General features: G+C 42.5%; 20 protein-coding genes. 13 read left to right on the forward strand and 7 right to left on the reverse strand.

Going from position 1 to position 18685, the window contains the following annotated elements:
* Nucleotides 1–91: 91 nt before the first annotated feature.
* Complete coding sequence (locus ACRQ5D_RS04385) at nucleotides 92–1063, reverse strand: alpha/beta fold hydrolase (RefSeq protein ID WP_091171930.1); 972 nt, start codon at nucleotides 1061–1063, stop codon at nucleotides 92–94.
* Between the two features lie 87 nt (nucleotides 1064–1150).
* On the opposite strand from ACRQ5D_RS04385, the gene ACRQ5D_RS04390 reads away from it, so the two are divergent.
* Nucleotides 1151–2005 (forward strand): LysR family transcriptional regulator, encoded by an 855-nt coding sequence (locus tag ACRQ5D_RS04390; protein WP_091171928.1) that lies wholly within the window; start codon nucleotides 1151–1153, stop codon nucleotides 2003–2005.
* Between the two features lie 37 nt (nucleotides 2006–2042).
* On the opposite strand, the gene ACRQ5D_RS04395 is transcribed toward ACRQ5D_RS04390, so the two are convergent.
* The gene (locus ACRQ5D_RS04395; RefSeq protein WP_091171926.1) at nucleotides 2043–3275 is read right to left on the reverse strand and encodes a serpin family protein; all 1233 of its coding nucleotides are present in this window, start codon (nucleotides 3273–3275) and stop codon (nucleotides 2043–2045) included.
* A 150-nt stretch (nucleotides 3276–3425) separates the two neighbouring features.
* Between ACRQ5D_RS04395 and ACRQ5D_RS04400 the strand changes: the two genes are divergently transcribed.
* From ACRQ5D_RS04400 to ACRQ5D_RS04410, 3 genes are all read left to right on the forward strand, one after another.
* Entirely contained in the window at nucleotides 3426–4670 is a 1245-nt protein-coding gene (locus tag ACRQ5D_RS04400) for an alkaline phosphatase family protein (protein ID WP_091171924.1), read from the forward strand.
* 422 nt (nucleotides 4671–5092) lie between these two features.
* The gene (locus tag ACRQ5D_RS04405; RefSeq protein WP_091171922.1) at nucleotides 5093–5962 is read left to right on the forward strand and encodes a hypothetical protein; all 870 of its coding nucleotides are present in this window, start codon (nucleotides 5093–5095) and stop codon (nucleotides 5960–5962) included.
* 498 nt (nucleotides 5963–6460) lie between these two features.
* The gene (locus ACRQ5D_RS04410) at nucleotides 6461–7291 is read left to right on the forward strand and encodes a DUF6263 family protein (protein WP_091171920.1); all 831 of its coding nucleotides are present in this window, start codon (nucleotides 6461–6463) and stop codon (nucleotides 7289–7291) included.
* Nucleotides 7292–7458: 167 nt separating this feature from the next.
* On the opposite strand, the gene ACRQ5D_RS04415 is transcribed toward ACRQ5D_RS04410, so the two are convergent.
* On the reverse strand, nucleotides 7459–8358 hold the full coding sequence (locus tag ACRQ5D_RS04415; protein WP_431199137.1) for an alpha/beta hydrolase: 900 nt from the start codon (nucleotides 8356–8358) through the stop codon (nucleotides 7459–7461).
* 180 nt (nucleotides 8359–8538) lie between these two features.
* Here ACRQ5D_RS04415 and trxA point away from each other — a divergent pair, with 180 nt between their 5' ends.
* From trxA to ACRQ5D_RS04460, 9 genes are all read left to right on the forward strand, one after another.
* Nucleotides 8539–8835 carry a thioredoxin gene (gene trxA, locus ACRQ5D_RS04420; protein ID WP_090530271.1) on the forward strand — a complete coding sequence of 99 codons (297 nt, stop codon included), beginning with the start codon at nucleotides 8539–8541 and terminating at the stop codon, nucleotides 8833–8835.
* Between the two features lie 106 nt (nucleotides 8836–8941).
* Nucleotides 8942–9595, forward strand: a complete 654-nt coding sequence (locus ACRQ5D_RS04425) for a TetR family transcriptional regulator C-terminal domain-containing protein (protein ID WP_091171918.1) — start codon at nucleotides 8942–8944, stop codon at nucleotides 9593–9595.
* A gap of 4 nt (nucleotides 9596–9599) precedes the next feature.
* Nucleotides 9600–10934 (forward strand): ABC1 kinase family protein, encoded by a 1335-nt coding sequence (locus ACRQ5D_RS04430; RefSeq protein WP_091171916.1) that lies wholly within the window; start codon nucleotides 9600–9602, stop codon nucleotides 10932–10934.
* 89 nt (nucleotides 10935–11023) lie between these two features.
* Nucleotides 11024–11593 (forward strand): hypothetical protein, encoded by a 570-nt coding sequence (locus ACRQ5D_RS04435; protein ID WP_091171914.1) that lies wholly within the window; start codon nucleotides 11024–11026, stop codon nucleotides 11591–11593.
* Between the two features lie 11 nt (nucleotides 11594–11604).
* Nucleotides 11605–11997 (forward strand): hypothetical protein, encoded by a 393-nt coding sequence (locus ACRQ5D_RS04440; RefSeq protein ID WP_091171912.1) that lies wholly within the window; start codon nucleotides 11605–11607, stop codon nucleotides 11995–11997.
* Nucleotides 11998–12039: 42 nt separating this feature from the next.
* Entirely contained in the window at nucleotides 12040–12354 is a 315-nt protein-coding gene (locus ACRQ5D_RS04445; protein WP_091171910.1) for a Dabb family protein, read from the forward strand.
* A 79-nt stretch (nucleotides 12355–12433) separates the two neighbouring features.
* Nucleotides 12434–13900 carry an SDR family oxidoreductase gene (locus ACRQ5D_RS04450; protein ID WP_091171909.1) on the forward strand — a complete coding sequence of 489 codons (1467 nt, stop codon included), beginning with the start codon at nucleotides 12434–12436 and terminating at the stop codon, nucleotides 13898–13900.
* A gap of 44 nt (nucleotides 13901–13944) precedes the next feature.
* Complete coding sequence (locus ACRQ5D_RS04455; RefSeq protein ID WP_091172005.1) at nucleotides 13945–14853, forward strand: TIGR01777 family oxidoreductase; 909 nt, start codon at nucleotides 13945–13947, stop codon at nucleotides 14851–14853.
* The gene (locus ACRQ5D_RS04460; RefSeq protein ID WP_091171907.1) at nucleotides 14843–16156 is read left to right on the forward strand and encodes a cryptochrome/photolyase family protein; all 1314 of its coding nucleotides are present in this window, start codon (nucleotides 14843–14845) and stop codon (nucleotides 16154–16156) included. Before ACRQ5D_RS04455 ends, ACRQ5D_RS04460 begins: the two co-directional genes overlap by 11 nt.
* A gap of 5 nt (nucleotides 16157–16161) precedes the next feature.
* Here ACRQ5D_RS04460 and ACRQ5D_RS04465 read toward each other — a convergent pair whose 3' ends face one another.
* The 4 genes from ACRQ5D_RS04465 to ACRQ5D_RS04480 all read right to left on the reverse strand — a co-directional run bounded on the left by ACRQ5D_RS04465 (nucleotide 16162) and on the right by ACRQ5D_RS04480 (nucleotide 18511).
* Nucleotides 16162–17088 (reverse strand): FKBP-type peptidyl-prolyl cis-trans isomerase, encoded by a 927-nt coding sequence (locus ACRQ5D_RS04465; protein WP_091171905.1) that lies wholly within the window; start codon nucleotides 17086–17088, stop codon nucleotides 16162–16164.
* 72 nt (nucleotides 17089–17160) lie between these two features.
* Nucleotides 17161–17385 carry an FKBP-type peptidyl-prolyl cis-trans isomerase gene (locus ACRQ5D_RS04470; protein WP_431200946.1) on the reverse strand — a complete coding sequence of 75 codons (225 nt, stop codon included), beginning with the start codon at nucleotides 17383–17385 and terminating at the stop codon, nucleotides 17161–17163.
* A complete protein-coding gene (locus tag ACRQ5D_RS04475) occupies nucleotides 17325–17666 on the reverse strand; it encodes a hypothetical protein (RefSeq protein ID WP_431199143.1) in 342 nt (113 codons plus the stop codon). The genes ACRQ5D_RS04470 and ACRQ5D_RS04475 overlap by 61 nt, the downstream gene beginning before the upstream one ends.
* 401 nt (nucleotides 17667–18067) lie before the next feature.
* The gene (locus ACRQ5D_RS04480) at nucleotides 18068–18511 is read right to left on the reverse strand and encodes a MarR family winged helix-turn-helix transcriptional regulator (RefSeq protein ID WP_090530294.1); all 444 of its coding nucleotides are present in this window, start codon (nucleotides 18509–18511) and stop codon (nucleotides 18068–18070) included.
* Nucleotides 18512–18685: the final 174 nt, after the last annotated feature.

An 18685-nucleotide genomic window follows, 5' to 3' on the forward strand; every position in this document is an offset into this window, starting at 1 on the left:
GCTCTTCTAAATCTTCCCGGAAGGACTACTTTAAGAAACTTTTTCAACCCTCTCCAATGGAGAGGGTTGGGTGAGGCCATTGATTATTCAATTACTTAGGCAATCCATCCAAAAAGCCCAGCACATCCAGGCCTATTTCTCTGGCATGTGTTTCCAACGCAAAGTGGCCTGTATTATAAAATTTAACGGTAGCATTGGGGTTATCTCGTTTGTAGGCTTCGGCTCCGGCAGGTAAAAAGAAAGGATCTTTGTTACCCCAGACAGCTAAGAGCTTTGGTTTATATTCGCGGAAATAAGCCTGGAATTTAGGATATAAAGCCACGTTGGTACGGTAATCAAGCATCAGGTCAAGCTGGATCTCCACGTTTCCCGGGCGATCGAGGAAGTGCTGGTCTAAGCCGTATGACTCAGGGGCTATCAGCGACGGATCGGATACGCCTTCAAAGTATTGAAATTTAGTTACTTTTTCGGTTACGAAGTCCTGCAATGCATCCCTGTTTTCCTGGGTTGGGTATTGCCAATATTTTTGAATAGGATTCCAGCCTGTGCTCAGGCCTTCTTCGTATGCATTACCATTTTGAGATATGATGCCGGTTATTTTTTCGGGGTTAGCTACAGCCAGCCTTAAACCGGTAGGGGCACCATAATCAAATATATAAATGGCAAAACGTTTAAGCCCAAGTTCATCAATAAACGATTGCATGGTATTAGCCAGGTTATCAAAAGTATATTGAAATTGGGTATGATCGGGCGCGTCAGAATATCCAAAACCGGGCAGGTCGGGCGCCAGTACATGATACTTTGTGCTTAACGTCGGGATCAGGTTCCTGAACATGTGTGAAGATGTAGGATAGCCGTGCAATAACAATATTGTTGGGGCGTCTTCAGGCCCTGCTTCGCGATAAAAAATATTTAAGCCCCTGGCTTTGATATTACGGTAATGAATTTGATTTTTTTCCATGGTTTGAATTTTTAAAGTTGAATTCGGTTTTGATTGTGCATTGGCCCCGTTGGTAATTACAGTAGCTATAATTGCGCTTAGTATGAGATTTTTAGTTTTCATTTTTGTGTTTGATGAGTCAAAATTAATATCGACATTTGATTATTAAAAACGATTAATAACGATATATAAAATCATAAATAACGATTTATGAATACTAACGATCTGAAGATTTTTGAAGCAGTAGCTACCAACGGAAGTTTTACTAAAGCGGCCGAAGCGATGTTTACCGTACAGTCTAACGTTACGGCACGTATTAAAAACCTGGAAGAAGAGTTTGGTGCCGATTTGTTTACCCGCACATCGCGCAAAGTAACGCTAACCAGTGCCGGCGAAACACTGTTGCAATACAGCAAGCGGATAGATCACTTAGTGCATGAAGCCAAACAGGACATTAAAAAATTCAGCCGGGTAAGCGGCAGCCTTAAAATAGGATGCATTGAGACCACCATGGCTTTTAAAGTACCGGATATCCTCACCCGCTTTACCGATACTTATCCCGATGTCGACCTGGAATTTAGGTCGCAAATGCGCAGTGACCTCATTAGCGATGTAATCAATTACAAACTCGATGCAGCCTTTGTATCAGCCCCTATCAACTCGCCCGAACTGGAACAGGTACATATCAAAGAAGAACAACTGGTGATCCTCGCCCCCGCACAAGGCCTGGAACTTAAAGAATTCCTTATTACCTCGCCACTCAAGATCATTGTGTTTGACCAAGGCTGCGTATTTCGGGCCCGATTAGAAGCATGGTTAAATTCAAAAGGTATTATCCAATATAAAAGTATTGTACTGAACTCACTGGAAGGGATCATTAACTTTGTGGAAGCGGGTTTGGGGATCAGCATCCTTCCTGCCGAACTGATTGAGCAATACTACGCAGGCCGCAAACTAAAAACACATACCTTAAACAAAGAACTGGGCACTATGTCTACGGTGCTCATCTATCGTAAAAACATTCCTCAATCAAGACCTTTGAAGGCTTTTGTAGAAATGTATTGAGCAGTGCTGTGGTCCTGGCATAAACCCGGAGAGCATTTTATTCACTCAGCGCCGGGTTCCTCACTATCCCTGCAAATAGTATCAGCCCGGTTTTCATTTCCCGTATTGCAAAAATGAAAGGTTTATTAAAAACATGAGTCGGTGGAGCTGCCGTAGTCACTATGCCAACAGATGTTACTGCCGCGGCTTCGGTACCGTCTTCATTCACATCAATATAAGCTTTGTGTTTCACCTCGGATATACTAAGGCCACCACCCGCGTTAATGCGACTAAAATCAGCCATATCGCTAAAGGCAATGCTCATCCCTAATGATTTTAAAATATCATTCAGCGTAATGTCATAGCTAAATTTAAACCTGGGCATGGTAATATCCGATTTGCCGGCGGTGAGTTTACCCATCAGTAAATTCCATTTACTTGAATCGAGGCCCTGTGCAAAGCTTTTTATATCTCCATCAGGCATCATCAATATCATGCTGTATTTACTGTTGCTATAAGGCAGTTCAACCACGTTTGTACCGTTATAATACGCGCTTTTAAGTTCAGCATGGCTATTGGTCATAAAATCAGCTTGTACAGTGCCTCCATTTGACAAACTAAATGGCGCCTTGAAAGTTGCTTTTGCATCAAAACGGGTTTTCCATATGCTTTTAAAATAAATGGCATTGATGAGGTACATCCGGGCCCCATCCGAAATTTTATCGAGGATCTTTGGAATCTTGCTGTTAGTTTGCTGGCTTACCCAATCATTAATAGTAGTTAGGGATGCTGATTCATTGCTAAAATCGAGGGTTTTCACCTCGGCATTATAAAAATCGGTATTGATTTTCAGGAATGCCGGCAGCACCGTAAAATTATGAGCGTACCAAATGGAATTGGCTATTTTAAGCGTAGTATTTGGATCGAGATCGGGGAGGTTTGTGATGAGGTTATGATAGTAACTGTTAACCTGTTCTTCGGTAAAACTGCTAAACTCCATGGTTTTGCGGATATCTGTAAGGGTTTGCCCGCTGGCGCCATTACTGGTCATACTTATGGCAAAGCTTACGCTTAATGGCGAAATGATGACGTTTTTATCCGCGTCAAGGCTATTAACATTCGCGCTGAAAAGCTTTAAGGTAAAAGCATTACCAGGCCCAATCTGTTGCTGTTCGGTTGCGGAAAGCACCAGATCTTTACCCGGATCTTTATTAACTGGGCTGATACCTCCCTTTTTACAGGCGGTTATAGCTAAAATCCCAAAACAAAGTAAGGTTAGTTTGCGCATCATGGCTGATAGGTTTATAATTATATTACGCCTTGTAAATCATTTACGCTACAGCACGTTAAAAATATAACAGCCCCAAAAGCATAACAATTTTTTAACGCCTGTACTTTTAAAACACCGTAATTTAGTCCTTTAAAACATTTACTTATATCGATGCGAAATCTACTTAAAGCCGCAGCTTCTGTCCTCCTGATATCGGCAGGGCTAAATACCACCGCCCAAACCCGCAAAGCAGTCTTTATTATTGCTGATGGCATCCCAGCAGATGTTATTGAAAAATTGAATACACCTAACCTGAAACTGATAGCTAAACAGGGTACCTACCTTCGTGCGCATGTTGGCGGCGAAAAAGGTGGTTATTCGCAAACGCCAACCATATCTGCCAATGGCTACAACAGCTTACTTACAGCTACCTGGGTTAACAAACACAACGTTTGGGGCAACGACATCAAGGCTCCAAACTATAATTACTGGAATATATTCCGGATGTTTAAAAATGCTTATCCCAACAAAAAGACAGCCGTATTTAGCAGTTGGACAGATAACCGCACCAAGCTAATTGGGGACCGGTTATCCGCAGCAGGTAACATCCATCCTGATTTTGCTTATGATGGTTATGAACTGGATACGGTTAAATTTCCGCATGACAAGGCCGGGAACTATATGCACCTGATAGATGAGCAGGTAGCAGCAGCGGCAGCGGATTGTGTTAAAGATAAAGCTCCCGACCTTTCATGGGTATACCTGGAATATACCGACGATATGGGGCATAAATACGGCGATAGCCCGCAATATTATGATGCTATTGAAAAAATGGATGCACAGGTAGGCAAGATCTGGGCAGCAATACAATACCGGAAGCAACATTTTAAAGAAGACTGGCTGATTTTTATCACAACAGATCATGGCCGCGACGAAGCAACCGGTAAAAACCACGGTGGTCAAAGCACCCGCCAGCGCTCAACCTGGATGGTTACCAGTTACCGCCCGCTTAATAACTATGCTAAATTCTATACCCCGGGTATTGTTGATATAACGCCCTCTATCAATAGTTTTTTAAATGTAAAAGTACCCGAAGCACAACAACGTGAGATGGATGGGATCTCGCTTATCGGTCCGCTATCAGTGGCAGAGCCTGCCGCTAATTATGTGCAGGGCTCATTGGATATCACATGGAAAGCGCTTGACCCCAAAGGCAGTGTTAAGGTATGGGTAGCAGCCGATAATACTTTTAAAGAAGGTAAGGCCGATGATTATAAGCTGTTAGCTACTGTACCGGTTACTAATGAGCATGTGCTGGTTGATGTTAAAAATATGCCCTCTAAATTTTATAAGGTTGTTATTGAAGGATTGAATAATACAGCGAACAGATGGGTTGTACTTGATGAGAAGAAGTAACCTGGCTCATTATTTAGAAATTTTCATAACGCCTCCCTGCACTAAATGTAAGGAGGCGTTATTGCTTTGTATCTCTTGTAAAAACATCCCGGTTAAGCTTACTCAACCCAATCAGCTCAAAATACAAACTACTTTGTATTGTGTGCCCTCCCCGGTCTCCGTAAACTTGTGATATAAAAACAATCCAAATCACAATGAAAAAGCCACAATCATGTACCCCTGGTGTAACGCCTGCTAACAGCAGCACGTTAAATTTTATTATGACAAGCCCCGCAGCTCCGTTAATAAACCAGCCGTTTTATCCCAAAAACAAAAAATTACCGGTTGCTTTTTTGCAGGTAAATTGCATACATTAGATCATTGCCTGCTGGCGTTGATCTGTTCATCACAATCATCAAAACACACCTAATCCGTTTACTAAAATGATCTGTAAAACCAAAATATGGGCAATTATTTGCTGTGTTACCGGCGCATTTTGTTTGAGTACACAAACTGTTTATAGCCAAAACCAGTTTGAAAAGGAACTTACGCAAAAGATAGACAACTTTCTGGCTCCTGTTCCTCAAACCAACCAGCAAACAATATCAGCACAAAATGAGCTTTACCCAAGCGATGCCCCAGGCGGCATATTAATTCCATCGGGCTTTGGGGGATACGGCACCTATCTGTTTGGAGGCCTTGGCGCTACCTACCCTGAAGTGTACAGAGACAACAAAGCCGATCTGATCGCCTCTGCAGGGGCATGCGTTGGTAATCCTGTAAAAGCAATAAACTTTGCCGCCAGTTTAAACATGACGGATGTGCACAGGTTCAGGGATTTTTCAGGAAACTTCATAATAAGCCGTAAGCTATTTGCAGGTACAAGTATCTCGGCCGGGGCATTGCAGATGTTTGCCAATGCAAGGCAATCAGACGCTTCCGGCTCAACCTATTATCTTGCCGTAACCCATGCTATACAAACCATTAAATCATTAACCCCGGGCTGCTCAAGGCTTAGTTATACAATAGGCATAGGCAGTGGCCGGTTTTACGAAAAAAGCCCCAAAGATATTGCTGCCGGCAGAGGAAAACACGGTACGGCAGTATTTGGCAGCGTATCCTACGAACTTATACAGCATGTAAACGTAAATGCCGAATGGACCGGCATGAACCTCGGTATCTCGGCGGGGATCCGACCGCTCCCGGTGCCTTTAAGTTTAGCAGTAGGGGTTGCAAACCTTACCCGGTATACCAATAATAAAGCCAATATGGTATTCTCCATCGGTTACCCCCTCTCCCTAAACCGACGATAATTCTTTCTCAGCAAAAAATTAATTATTTCATTAAAACATATAAGATCTATGAAAAAGATAATCATAGCAGCATTAGTCGTGTCCGCAACTTTAGTTATAAGCATTAAGCAGACTTCTGCCCAAAGCAGAAACAATCAATCAGATTGGAATGTACCACCACCGCTACCTCCTTATACGCCACCACCACCGGTAATTCCGCCACCCACAGTGCCGCCACTACCTCCACCGCCGTATAAACCGGTAATACCAGTGCCACCGATTAAACCACCTAACATTCCGCCCACTCCGCCACCACCGGGACCGGGGCCACATATGCCACCGCCAACCCATATGCCGCCGCCTACTCATATGCCGCCGCCTACTCATATGCCGCCGCCTACGCATATGCCACCGCCAACGCATATGCCGCCACCGACCCATATGCCAAGCCATTAGTAAACAGTGATCTATATTTAGCTTTTTCAATCCAACAGGGGATAATATAAATCGATTAAAAAAATGAAAACACACCTCTTCAATATAAAAACGGCATTAATGGCTTTATTGCTGTTCACAGCCTGCTTCAGCAAAGCTCAACGCCGCGAACTTACGTTTAAGCAGGGCGATGAGTACAATAAAACAACCTATATAAGTGCGGCAAGTATATTGCAGCGGGGGAAGCAAACATTCAATATCAATACAACATCATCAATATCAAAAACCTATAAGGTTACAGGTATTACCCGTAGCGGGTTTGTTTTAACCGTTACCACAAGTCACATCAACGATACAATGGATGCCTTTGGTAAAAAAATGGAATACAGCTCAGACAGGCCTGCCGATACCAGCTCATATATCCAGATGGCATTGCAAAGTCTTATAGGCAAATCGGTAACGCTCAGCATCGATAAAAATGGGATCATAACCGATGTAAATGATCCGGATGAGCGATACGCTACCGACACGCTGTTATTATTCGCAGGTTTTAAACAGGATCAGTTTATAACCGGCACACGCTTAAACCTGGTTGCCGATAACTCGGAAGCATTAAAAACGGGTGCAAGCTGGGTGAGCAATATATCTTCGGGTAATGAGAAGATAAACACTACTTATACAGTAAGCCAATCAACACAGCCTGACAAGTATACTAACGTGATGCTTACCAGTACATCATCAGCACCTGAACAAAACAGTAATACGAATGGTGTACTTGTGGTTGATAATGCTTCAGACGTGATATTGGTTTCAACAGTAAAAACAGCTACGCTGAGTTACAAATTTGTCAATGACGCCACTTATTCATTTGGCCGGCGTACCGAAGTAGTGGAAAATTGTATAAAAATGAATTAATACGAACCGGGGAGATTCATTACAAAACGCACAGCTTTTACCGAAAGCTGTTACAAGATACATTAGTCCCGAACGTAGGGGTACAATAGGGCTATTGTTAAAAGAAGAGGCTATGCTGTTCAGTCATGCATATGCCTCTCTTTTATAATCCTATTTTTTTACCGTACTTAATGAAGTTTCATCCTTTTGGCTGTTGCCGGGTGCAGGTAATTATTATCACTCAGCCAGTCGGCCATGCGTTGGGGCCACGTGCTGATGCTTTGCAGCTTTGACCGGTACCCCATATTAAAGCCATGATCGCCCTGGGTATAAATATGTACCTCAACCGGTATTTTTGCTTCCCGGTAACGCTGCAATAGTTTTACTACCGATGGCGAGCAACAAACATCATCATTGGCGGCTAACAAAAACGCCGGCGGGGCGTCATAAGGTAGTTTATCGGGAATATAAAGAGGCCCCGGATAAATCTGGATCAAAAACGAGGGACGGGCATTTAACCTGTCGACAGGATCGGGAGCCCCGGGGTCACCTTTACCTTCGCCATAAGCAACCATATCAACCACCTCGCCGCCTGCCGAAAAACCCATCATCCCAATACGGTTTGTATCCAAGCCGTATTGAGTTGCTATGCTGCGTACCAGCCGCATGGCCCTATAGCCATCCTGTTTGGCGTGTACATCAATTTTGTATGGCGATAGTGTATCTCTGCCTAAACGATATTTCAGCACAAAAACCGTAACACCCAACGTATTAAGATATTTTGCAGGGTCAACACCCTCGGCAGTATACACCAGCAAGCGATGCCCGCCGCCGGGGCATATCACCACCGCGGCACCATTGGCTTTATCCTTCGGCGGCGCAAAAACAGTAAGTGATGGATTGTGAATATTTTTAACCCAATAGTCTTTAGCCTGTTCGGGCTCATTGCGGCGGTTTTCAAATCCCGGCGCTCCGTTTGGCCAAAGCGGTATAACAGTGCCCTGGGCCACACCCGAAAAAGGCAATACAAGGACCGCCAGGAATAGGTAAGTGCTTAGTTTTGTTTGCATAAAGTAAATATACTTCATAGCCGATGCTTTGATATTAAAACACTAAACTTTTTCGCGGGTAAATGGTTAAATTTGAATAGCATATAGTTTATGGATCATAGTTCATAGCAATTAGCTTATCTACAGAAAACAGGCATCACTATAATGCCCGTACTATGAACCATCATCCATGAACCATGAACAATTAATAAAATACTTATGGCAAATTTCCAGGAAATAATAGCATCAGAAACACCGGTGCTGGTCGATTTTTCGGCCGAATGGTGCGGGCCTTGTAAAATGATGCCGCCTATACTGCACGATGTTAAAACAGCGTTAGGTGATAAGGTAAAGATCATCAAAATAGATATTGACAAAAATCCTGCTGCAGCCAGTGCTTACCGCATACAAAGCGTACCAACCCTCATGATTTTTCAAAAAGGGCAAAGCAAATGGCGCCAAAGCGGCGTGGTGCAGGCCAGGCAGCTGCAACAGGTGGTTGAGCAGTTTTTGTAACCTCGCCCCAACCCTCTCCAAAGGAGAGGAAGTTTATAGAGTTTGATTTAAATATAACAACTTAAAAAAGTGCTCTCCTTTGGAGAGGATTGAGGAAAGGTTTAACATGGCAACTATCGAAAACATCCAGAACGCCTATATCGATTATGTGTTAACCGAAGGCGAACAGCCTAAATCGGTTTATATCTTCGCAAAACAAAATGAAATGAGCGAAGCCGAATTTTACCAGTTCTATGGCTCATTTGAAGCGGTTGAACAGGGCATTTGGGCTGGTTTTGCCACCAAAACACTGGCCGAGATCCGTGCCCAGGAAGTTTGGGAAGGCTATACGGCACGTGAAAAAGCTTTATCATTTTTTTACGGTTTTTTTGAGTTGTTGAAAAGCAGCCGCAGCTTCGCGGTTTACAGCATTAAAAAGCAGCCTAAAGGTTTTACTACGCCCAGGGTATTCAGCCCGCTGAAAGACCTTTTTGAGGCCTTTGCAGATGAGATTTTGAAGGAAGGAATTGAAAGCACCGAACTAAGCGATCGTAAATACTTCTCAAAAAAGTATAAAGACGCCTTATGGATCCAGTTTGTCTTCGTACTTAACTTTTGGATCAACGATAACTCGGTCGGCTTTGAGAAAACCGATGAGGCCATCGAAAAAGGCATTAATGTCACTTTTGATCTTTTTCAACGCTCACCTATCGACAACCTTTTTGAATACGGTAAGTTTTTGGTGCAAAATGGCGGGATAAAGGATAAGATGGGATTTTAAAACTATGGCAGATGAAACTCCGGGAGCCACTCCCGAACAAAATAGCATACCTATTACCAAAGTACAGCGGTCGGCCAAATTTGTAAAAACAGGTATTAAAATTGGCGGCAACTATATTAAGCATTACTCCAAAAAGCTATTCAACCCTGATCTGGATAAATCGGAGTTGAACGAGGATAATGCCGCTGATATCTATCAATCATTAAGTGAGCTTAAAGGTAGCGCGCTCAAGGTAGCGCAAATGCTCAGCATGGATAAAAACCTGCTGCCGCAAGCTTATGTTGATAAGTTTACCCAATCGCAATATAATGCTCCGCCGCTTTCCGGACCTCTTATTGTGCAAACATTCAGGAAGTATTTTGGCAAAAACCCCGATCAGATTTTTGATAAGTTCAATATCCGATCAACCAATGCAGCTTCGATAGGCCAGGTTCACCAGGCCGAGCTAAATGGCAAAAAGCTTGCAGTTAAGATCCAGTACCCTGGTGTAGGCGATTCTATCTCGTCTGACCTGAAACTTGTTAAGCCTTTTGCCTTCAGGATGCTGGGCATGAGCGAGAAGGAACTGGATGTTTACATGAAAGAGGTTGAAGAACGCCTGCTCGAGGAAACCGATTACGAGCTTGAAGTTCGCCGGTCTGTTGAGTTTTCCAATGCCTGTGCCAATCTTAATAATGTTGTTTTCCCTAAATATTACCCTGAGCTAAGCAGCAAGCGTATCATTACGATGGACTGGCTGGAAGGCAAACACCTGAAAGAGTTTTTGGCCACCAATCCATCGCAGGATCTTCGCAACCAGATAGGTCAGGCTTTGTGGGATTTTTACAACTTTCAACAACATGAGCTCCGCGCCGTACATGCCGACCCGCATCCCGGTAATTTTATGATCACGCCAGAAGGCAAACTTGGGGTTATTGACTTTGGCTGCATTAAGGAAATGCCGGAGGACTTTTATTATCCGTTCTTTTCGCTTACATCAACCAATTTACTGGATAACAAGGAAGAAACCATCAAGGCATTCCGCCAGCTGGATATGATCCATAAAGGAGATACCCCGGCGCAGATCGAGTTTTATTATACCCAGTATAAGGAAATGATAAGCCTGTTTGCCCAACCATATATTACCGATACATTTGATTTTGGCCAGACCGAATTTTTTGATCAGTTATACGGTTTTGGCGAGCGCATATCAAAAATGCCGGAATTTAAACAAGCCCGAGGCGTTAAACATTTTATCTACGTAAACCGCACCAATTTTGGGTTGTATAATATTTTACATGAGCTAAAGGCAAAAGTTAAAACGGATACTTTTAAACCGCATGTGGTATTGGAATATTAAGCACTTGGCAGTTTTGAGTTCACAATGGACAGCACGCATTTGCCTTTCAAATTGAAATTCAATTATATTTGGATAACCTATACCCTCATATGAAAGTTCATTTTCTGCTTATAATAGTATGCTTATTTGCTGCCTGCAAATCGAAACCTTCTGATAAAGATGCCCATTCTCTTAAAGTAAAACATGTTAAGGTTTTGGCTTCATCCTATAAAAACACAATCAAGATTAAGGCAGCAGGTATTGATACATCTAATACGGATAGTGAACCTGCTTATGCAAATTACTATATTTTAATTGCCGATACAGGTATCAATTATTATACGCTCAGGAATAGAATGTTTGCCTTGAATAAATTATCCGGTATCCCTATTGATACGATGGAACGGGGATATAATAAAGCTAAAGACCTCATTGCATTATCCGATAAGGATGAAGATGAGATTTATGCGGGCGAATATTATCCACGGAGATTTCCATCCAAAACGTTAAGCCTTGAATATCTTGAGAACTACCAATTTGATACAAGCCCAAAAACGATTGCTTTAGTAGCCGGAATTTATGAAAACAAAAACAGTGCAGATAGCGCCTTACAAGTTATTGATAAGGTTAAAACGGCCTTTGTTTTTAAGGGAAGAGTTTATGTAGGCTGTATGCATTAATTTCATCTTATATGAGTTGGGATGTAGTACTATTTAATTCGAGGCAAAAAATTACTGACCTGGCAGATGTGGATGAAAAACAACTACTCCCTGTCTCATTTTCCAAGGCTTTTAAAAAGTATTTCAAAAATATAATTACAGATGGTGACCACCACGAAATAAAAGAAGATGATTTTACGATAGATTATTTTGATGATGGTGAGCCTTCAAGTACTTTAATGCTCAATTTATATGGTGAATCTGCTATTTATCCACTGATAGATCTCGCCATAAAAAATAACTGGCAAATATTTGATACAGGGCTTGGTGATATGATCGACCTTGGAAATTCATCAAAAAACGGCTATCAGAATTTTCAGGCGTATTTAAACATCGTTTTAAATAAACCTTTTAATTCAAATTAGGTCACAAAACTTTTCAAAAGAAAAAACTAACAACATATCCTTATGCCTCTACTCCAAAACACTTTTGTACACCACGTACACTTCTGGTTAAAAAACAAAGCCGATAAAGATAAACTGATTGAAGGGCTTAATATCCTTCTGCCTATTCCACATATCCGCGATATACATATCGGCGTGCCGGCCGATACCAATCGCGATGTAATTGACCGCTCTTATGATGTATCACTGTTGATTTTATTTGATACCGCCGAAGCGCAGGAAGCTTACCAGGTTGACCCTACCCATGTGATATTTGCCGAAGAATATGCTAAGCCACTGTGCAGCAAAGTAGTGGTGACAGATAGTGTAAACATATAGGATATAACTATTTATTAATTTATTATGAAGGCAGGCGTTTAGCTTAAAACAGCCTGCCTTTTTTGTTGTTTCATTATGCATGAAGGTTTTGCTTGCTGGCGCTAACGGCTATATAGGTACACGGCTTATCCCGGTTTTACTGGAGAAAGGCCATGATGTAGTTTGCCTGGTACGTGATAAACGTCGTTTTCACGAGCATAGCGATTTTAGCGGTAAAGTCACCCTCATTACCGGCGATCTGCTTAAAGAGTCAAATATCGAAGCATTTCCTGAAGATCTTGATGCAGCTTATTACCTGGTGCACTCCATGGCGCAAACTCATGATTTTGCCGCACTCGAGGCTCTTTCGGCCCATAACTTTGTAAAGGCACTCGATAAAACCAGGTGCAAACAAACCATATTTTTAAGCGGGATAACCAACGATCAACATCTTTCGCGTCACCTGGAATCACGACGGCATGTGGAAGATGTACTGAAAGAAGGCAAAGCAGCCTTAACCGTTTTGCGGGCGGCTATTATCATCGGTTCGGGTAGTGCCTCGTTCGAGATCATTCGTGACCTTACCGAAAAGCTTCCTGTGATGACCGTTCCTCGTTGGGTCAATACAAAATCCCAACCCATCGGCATCCGTGATGTACTTGGTTATCTGGAAGGTGTAATGCTAAATGAAAAATCTTACAACCGGGCCTTTGATATAGGCGGGCCGGATATCCTTTCTTTCAGGCAGATGATGCTTACTTATGCTGAGGTACGTAAGCTGAAAAGGTATATTATAACCATACCCTTCCTATCTCCTAAAATATCATCGTATTGGCTGTATTTTGTTACTTCTACAAGCTTTACACTTGCTCAAAGCCTTGTAAACAGCATGAAGAACGAAACCATTATGCATGATCATGGCATTGATGAGGTTGTGCCACGTAAATGCCTTACTTATAAAGAATGCCTTGAGCTTGCCTTTGTTAAAATTGAGCAAAACTCCATCGTTTCCAGCTGGAAAGATGCTTTTAACCAGGGTTACCTTAATCCCGGTTTTATGGACCAGATCAAGGTACCTCAAAACGGCACGCAGGAATACAAAGTAAAAATGCCTTTTGAACGCCCGGCCAACGAAGTGTTTACCAACGTGCTTTCTATAGGCGGCAACCGGGGCTGGTATTATTGGGACTGGATTTGGAACATCCGCGGTTTCCTGGATAAGATCTTTGGTGGTGTTGGCTCGCGCCGGGGGCGCACAAGCAATATCAATATAAGTCCGGGTGATGTAATTGATTTTTGGCGGGTTTTGCTGGCCGACCGCGAAAACAAACGCCTGCTCCTGTACGCTGAAATGAAATTACCGGGCGAAGCATGGCTTGAATTTAAAATAATTGAACGCCATGGTAAGCAAAGTTTAAGTCAGGTAGCTACCTTTAGGCCCAATGGTCTGTGGGGCCGCTTGTACTGGTATGCCATGTGGCCTTTTCACCTGTTTATATTTAACGGTATGGCAAGGGAGATTGTTAATTATAAAGAAAAAGCCGGGATCATAGTCGATAGACCATAGTCCATAGCAATAGCGTATCAGGTAAAAACACTATGGACAAAATTATGGACAAAAGTATACTACTAACCGGCGGATCAGGATTACTGGGAACACATCTCACTAAAGCACTATTGGCTAAGGGTTATACCGTAAGTCATTTAAGCAGAAAAGCCGGTAACAATCCGCAGGTAAAGACATTTATATGGGATATCAACAAAGGCATCATTGATGAGCATTGTATCGACGGGATTGATACCATCGTGCATCTGGCCGGCTCGGGCATTGCTGAAAAGCACTGGACCGATGCCCGTAAAAAAGACCTGATCGATAGTCGCGTAAAATCAATTGAGCTGGTGTATGATCTGCTGAAACGCAAACAGCATCAGGTTACTTCAGTTATCTCCGCATCAGGCATTGGTTATTACAGCGACCGTGGGGATGAACTGATGTATGAAACAAGCGCTCCGGCCAGGGATTTTATATCCCAATGCTGTGTACTGTGGGAAGCTGCCGTTGATGAGGGCCAAAAGTTTGGGATTCGAATTTTGAAATTCCGTACCGGTGTAGTACTGGATAAAGATGGCGGTGCATTACCAACCCTTGCAAAACCTATAAAACTATATGTTGGCTCGCCCATTGGCAGCGGTAAACAATGGGTGCCCTGGATCCATTGGCAGGATGTTGTGGATATGTACTTTTTAGGGATCGAAAATAAGAACCTTAGCGGCGTTTACAATATGGTTGCACCAAATCCTGTCACCAATAAGCAATTAACCCAGGCCGTTGCCAAACAATTACATAAACCACTGTGGGCGCCAAATGTGCCGGGCTTTGTGCTCAAACTTCTATTGGGCGAGATGAGCAGTATAGTACTGGGCAGTACCAAAGTATCGGCACAAAAAATTGAAGACGCCGGTTTCAAATTTAAATTTGCTGATATAGATACAGCATTAAGTGAAATTTATGGATCATAAAACACCGGTTAGCATATTCTGGTTCCGCCGCGATTTACGGCTTGATGATAATGCAGGCCTTTATTATGCCCTTAAAAGCGGCAATCCTGTTTTACCCGTATTTATTTTTGATAGAGAAATTCTTGACAAGCTTCAAGATAAGGACGATGCCCGCGTTACGTTCATCTATCAAACTATTGAAAGCTTAAGTATAGCATTGCATAAGCATGGCAGCACTATGTTGATACTTTATGATAAAGCAATACACGCCTGGGATAAGCTCATCAAAGACCATAACATTGCCGCGGTTTACACCAATCACGACTATGAACCCTACGCCACTAAACGCGATGATAGGGTACGCGCAAAACTTGAAGAGCATGGCATCCCCTTTAAAACCTATAAAGACCAGGTAATTTTTGAAAAGGATGAAGTTATAAAAGACGATGGCAAGCCTTACACCGTTTACACTCCATACCAGCGTAAATGGTACAGTACGCTAAAACCATTTTATTTAAAGGCCTATCCAACAAAAAAATATCTTAAAAATCTTTATCAAACCGAAGCATTTCCTATCCCATCGTTAAAAGAAATGGGCTTTGAAAAAAGCAATATACCCCTGCCCGACAAAAGTTATGAAGGTGTAATTAAAGATTATAAAGAGCAGCGTGATTTTCCGGCCATTAAAGGCACCTCACATATTGGCATGCATTTACGCTTTGGTACCGTAAGCATCCGGGAGTTGGCAGCTACAGCCTACAGTCATGATGATAAAACCTGGCTTAATGAGCTCATCTGGCGCGAATTTTATATGATGATATTACATCATTTCCCTCATACGATGGACCATGCTTTCAGGCCGGAATATGACCGCATCCATTGGATAAACGATGAAAAACAGTTTGATGCCTGGTGCAAAGGCGAAACCGGTTTCCCAATCATTGATGCAGGGATGCGCGAACTGAATACAACCGGCTTTATGCACAATCGCGTGCGTATGATAGTGGCCAGCTTTTTAAGCAAAGACCTGCTGATTGACTGGCGCTGGGGAGAACGCTATTTTGCCCGTAAGCTGCTGGATTATGAAATGGCCAGCAATGTAGGTGGCTGGCAATGGGCTGCAGGTTCAGGTACCGATGCGGCGCCGTACTTCAGGATCTTTAACCCCGATGCTCAAACCAAAAAGTTTGACCCCGAACTTAAATACATAAAAAAATGGGTTCCGGAATATGCCGACTTCAGCAAATATCCAAAACCCATTGTTGATCACAGCAAAGCCCGCGACCGTTGTTTAGCAGCGTTTAAAAAGGCGCTGGCTAAATAATTACATCAATTAGTAACCGTAGCTACTGTAAAGTCAAAATACAACACCACATTTGCAGCTATTGATGAACCACTGCCAGTGTTGCCATAACCAAATCTCGAAGGTATTATGATAGATACTGCAGATCCGGCTGTTTGCCCGGTTAAACCTTCCTGGGCACCTTTAACCAAACCGCTAACTGTAAAAGATGAAGAGGTTGTCCCTTGCAGAGAGGTACTGTCAAACACTGTATCATTTAAATATTTGCCCGAATAGGTACATGTTATATATGAATCGAGGCCTATTAAATCAGAACCGGTACCAGGTGTAGCTACTTTTATATATACTCCGTCAGCCGTTTTGGTAAATCCGGTAAGCCCTTTAGTTTTAATATAATTTTTAATTACAGCGTCATCATACAGCTCCTGGTTTGAAACCACATTAATATAATAATCCAAACTTTGGTTACCGCCGATATGAGTATTTGCATTACTTGAGCTACCCGATCCGTAACCGTTAACGCCATAAGCCAAATGTGATGGGATGATCACCCTTGCCGCCGTACCTTTATATTTTATGAGGTTGTGGATAGCTGTCTGTAAACCTTTGGGCAGTGAGTTGCTAACATGTCCCAAATAACCGTAAAAATGGTTCGCGTTAAGCGAGTCAACAGATACAAACTTACCATCGAGCGTGCGAACGGTAAATACAAATGAGATCTGATCTGAATAATCCATCGGTGTGCCGCGGCCTTGTGAAAGGATCTTGTAGTAAATACCGGTGGTATCACCGTCGGTGGTATCACGTAACATGCCTGTGATGCTGTTTGCCGCTATATAATTCTTGATCTGGGTGTCGTCATATTGCTTAATGTCCGGATCGTTCCTGTCTTTCCGGCATGATATAAGGCCTATAGAGATAAGTACTAAGAGCGTAAAAATAGTTTGTTTCATTTATTATAATTTGTCTTTTTAACCGCCTAAAGCTTTTGCTCGCTGGCTATATGTCCCTTTTATCTGGCTTTATCAATTGGTTACGTTATACAGCTGAATTTGAAAATCAAGTACCGAGTTTGCTGGCAAATGTATCGAATCCTGCGCATATGGCCCATAGGCATAACGCGATGGAATCAGCAACCGAACCTTACCTCCCGGTTTGATCTGCGGGATACCTAACTGCCAGCCTTTAATTACCCCCCCAATATATAGGTAGGATGAAACTGATCCGTTTGGGCAAATACAACGCCCGATGTTAGTATTTTACCGGTATAACCAACTGTAACCTGTGTCGAACTGGTGTAAAGCACATTACCTGTTCCCCCTTCTCCATCGTTTACTATGTAATAAACACCTGTTGTATCATACACCTTTTTAGCCTTATCTACTAAGCCGTTGGCAGCCACATAATCACTTATGATCTTGTCGTCAATTTCCTTTTGCTTGTTGTATTGAACTAAGGGGCTGACGGATGATTTTACGCAACCACCTGCAATAACGCCTAAAAGCAATAAAACTATCAGTATCCTGTTCATCAATTCAAAAGGCAAATTTATTCTTTTAAAATAGAAAAACGGCAGCTTAACACTTTTTAACAATTAATAAAAAGCAGGCACCGTTTAAAACACCCGATAAGGGATATTTCGAAGGTAAAACGCTCGATTTTAAGTAAAAGTGTGGGCGCTGCGCGGTCATTTTATCATTTGGTCATTAAGTCATTGCCTGGCATACTGTCGATAACTCAACGGCTCCAAGCATAATGACTAATGACACGAAGTAAATGCCTCGATGACTGCAAAGCAAAATGACAGCGTAGCATAATAACGCGCAACATAATGACCCAATGACAGCGCAGCGCAATGACGCGAAGCATAATGACCAATGACTGCGCAGCATAATGACAGCGCAGCGCAATGACGCGAAGCAAAATGACCAATCAGGGTTTATAGTTAACGGTAAGCTTGTTCAGCTTTTTAAGAGTTTCGATGAGGTGTTGTTTATCGGCTTCGCTGATGTTAGCATCAAGGTAATTATTGAACTGGCGTACTATTACACGGGCCTGATGTCGTTTTTCTTTACCTAATGCAGTAAGGTAAATTTTAACCGAACGCTTATCACCCTCATTGCTTTCGCGATATATCAGCCCGGTAGTTTCCAGCTGACTAAGCATGCGCGACAGACTGGTTGATTTAAGCCCCAGCAAGGCAGCAGCCTGCGATACGGTAGTACCTTCCTTTTCGTCGATATTAATGAGCAGGTAACCTATTGATTGTGTAAAACCAAACTCCGTCACCAACTGGTTGTAACGGTTAGCCATGGTTTGCCACACTATCTTTATAAAATAGTCGATAGTTTCCTGGTGTTTTACATTATTATGCATGCATACCAAACGTAAGAAATGCTTATTGATTACGCAAATTTAGTTGCAGCAGCACTAATAGTAGCGGTTGTAGTGACAGTAATAATTGAGACTTCTTACTATAGGCTTCGATTATGCTTTTGGATATTTATCCTTCAACTAAAAATTGCTGCTGCTGCTGCCTATTATAACTGC

This window comes from Mucilaginibacter sp. P25 (genome assembly GCF_050859465.1).
Lineage (GTDB): Bacteria > Bacteroidota > Bacteroidia > Sphingobacteriales > Sphingobacteriaceae > Mucilaginibacter > Mucilaginibacter gossypii.

Bases quoted from the DNA above. Each gene is read 5' to 3' on its own strand.
- ACRQ5D_RS04395 (WP_091171926.1), bottom strand. From the start codon at position 3,275: ATGATGCGCAAACTAACCTTACTTTGTTTTGGGATTTTAGCTATAACC.
- ACRQ5D_RS04400 (WP_091171924.1), top strand. From the start codon at position 3,426: ATGCGAAATCTACTTAAAGCCGCAGCTTCTGTCCTCCTGATATCGGCA.
- trxA (WP_090530271.1), top strand. From the start codon at position 8,539: ATGGCAAATTTCCAGGAAATAATAGCATCAGAAACACCGGTGCTGGTC.
- ACRQ5D_RS04430 (WP_091171916.1), top strand. From the start codon at position 9,600: ATGGCAGATGAAACTCCGGGAGCCACTCCCGAACAAAATAGCATACCT.
- ACRQ5D_RS04410 (WP_091171920.1), top strand. From the start codon at position 6,461: ATGAAAACACACCTCTTCAATATAAAAACGGCATTAATGGCTTTATTG.
- ACRQ5D_RS04425 (WP_091171918.1), top strand. From the start codon at position 8,942: ATGGCAACTATCGAAAACATCCAGAACGCCTATATCGATTATGTGTTA.
- ACRQ5D_RS04450 (WP_091171909.1), top strand. From the start codon at position 12,434: ATGAAGGTTTTGCTTGCTGGCGCTAACGGCTATATAGGTACACGGCTT.
- ACRQ5D_RS04435 (WP_091171914.1), top strand. From the start codon at position 11,024: ATGAAAGTTCATTTTCTGCTTATAATAGTATGCTTATTTGCTGCCTGC.
- ACRQ5D_RS04405 (WP_091171922.1), top strand. From the start codon at position 5,093: ATGATCTGTAAAACCAAAATATGGGCAATTATTTGCTGTGTTACCGGC.
- ACRQ5D_RS04445 (WP_091171910.1), top strand. From the start codon at position 12,040: ATGCCTCTACTCCAAAACACTTTTGTACACCACGTACACTTCTGGTTA.
- ACRQ5D_RS04415 (WP_431199137.1), bottom strand. From the start codon at position 8,358: ATGAAGTATATTTACTTTATGCAAACAAAACTAAGCACTTACCTATTC.
- ACRQ5D_RS04465 (WP_091171905.1), bottom strand. From the start codon at position 17,088: ATGAAACAAACTATTTTTACGCTCTTAGTACTTATCTCTATAGGCCTT.
- ACRQ5D_RS04390 (WP_091171928.1), top strand. From the start codon at position 1,151: ATGAATACTAACGATCTGAAGATTTTTGAAGCAGTAGCTACCAACGGA.
- ACRQ5D_RS04480 (WP_090530294.1), bottom strand. From the start codon at position 18,511: ATGCATAATAATGTAAAACACCAGGAAACTATCGACTATTTTATAAAG.
- ACRQ5D_RS04460 (WP_091171907.1), top strand. From the start codon at position 14,843: ATGGATCATAAAACACCGGTTAGCATATTCTGGTTCCGCCGCGATTTA.
- ACRQ5D_RS04475 (WP_431199143.1), bottom strand. From the start codon at position 17,666: ATGAACAGGATACTGATAGTTTTATTGCTTTTAGGCGTTATTGCAGGT.
- ACRQ5D_RS04385 (WP_091171930.1), bottom strand. From the start codon at position 1,063: ATGAAAACTAAAAATCTCATACTAAGCGCAATTATAGCTACTGTAATT.
- ACRQ5D_RS04455 (WP_091172005.1), top strand. From the start codon at position 13,945: ATGGACAAAAGTATACTACTAACCGGCGGATCAGGATTACTGGGAACA.
- ACRQ5D_RS04440 (WP_091171912.1), top strand. From the start codon at position 11,605: ATGAGTTGGGATGTAGTACTATTTAATTCGAGGCAAAAAATTACTGAC.